The sequence below is a fragment of the Pseudanabaena sp. 'Roaring Creek' genome (assembly GCF_001402795.1).
Lineage (GTDB): Bacteria > Cyanobacteriota > Cyanobacteriia > Pseudanabaenales > Pseudanabaenaceae > Pseudanabaena.
In genome coordinates, this window is sequence record NZ_LIRE01000732.1 from 1 (window position 1) to 1,306 (window position 1,306).

General features: G+C 47.2%; 1 protein-coding gene. It reads right to left on the reverse strand.

What is annotated here, in order from left to right:
* Window positions 1-278: 278 nt before the first annotated feature.
* Window positions 279-1,306: choice-of-anchor Q domain-containing protein (locus AC805_RS26565; protein ID WP_331459104.1), on the reverse strand; the 1,028-nt coding region annotated here is incomplete at its 5' end.

A 1,306-nucleotide genomic window follows, 5' to 3' on the forward strand; every position in this document is an offset into this window, starting at 1 on the left:
TATAGATAATTCAAATAAAAACTACAGCTTCGACTTCGCTCAGCTAGCTTACACCGAGGGCTGAGCGAAGTCGAAGCCCGTCTACAAGTTATTTAAAACGACTATACTTTCTGCGGTCAAAGGCTCTAAGAGATCCCCCTCAATCCCCCTTAAAAAGGGGGAAGAATTAAATTCTCCCCCCTTTTTAAGGGGGGCTGGGGGGGATCTAGACAATTCTTAAATGGTTTCTAAACCTGCCCGTACAGGGATTTTGTTCTATTTTTTTAATTGCTTGAATGCTATTTACCTTTGCAAGTTGGAATGGAAGTATTCTGAACATTGGCGAGGGAAGAGTCAAGGCAGAGAACCTGTGAGAAACTCACTTCTAGATCTTGCTCGTCTAATCTGGAAGCGCGTCCTTCTAAATCCTCACGACTAGGAAATACACCACCAAATCCATCAACTTTATTGGCTGCATTAGTCAGTGAAAAGGATGCAGGAGTAAATCCAGTTGCTGTCGCTGCTACTGTATAACTGCCTGAAACTCCATTTGCGGTAAATGTAGGAGCTACGGCAATACCAAGATTATTGGTTAATACGCTGGCATTACCAGCAAATGAGCCACTAGCACTGCTAGATGACGGCGCAAAGGTAACGAGAATATTTGGTACGGGAATGGGGCTATTCACGAAGTTTTCGGTGACTTGCACGCCTAGAAGCTGAGCAAAACTGGTGTTGATATTGGTACTTTGGGGTGTGGAGTTAGCTAATGGGGTGAGACTAAAGCCTTGAAATTCAAATGCACCGATATCGACAACGCCACCAAAAATGCGGGTTGCGCCGCGTTGATCGGTAGCGGCTACGCCTGCGTTATTCCCTGCATTTAGGGCTGGGCTATTGGGCAAGAGGGCATGGGTTTGGGTTGTGCCGCCATAGTTGCCAAGGGGGGCTAGTTGCGGATTGATGGGATTTGCGATCGTGCCGATGAGGGAGCTAGTGGGAAATGTTGCGGCAAAGCCATCATTTGCGCCGATTAAGTTATTGCCACCATTAGCAAACCCTACTCCTGCGGTACTACTACCCAAGTCAGGGGCTTGCAATCCTCGGTCAAAGTTACCTGCAATTATCGAGTTTCTAATCGTGAATGTGCCGTTATTACGAAAAATCCCACCACCATCAGCTGTGCCATTGTTATCGGCATCGGCAGTGTTGTTGGTAATGGTGCTATTGGCGATCGTGCCTCCGTTATTGCCCCAAATCCCACCACCATTAAAATTCGCCGTATTACCCGACACAGTGCTATTGGTGAGCGTCACGGCTCCATTGC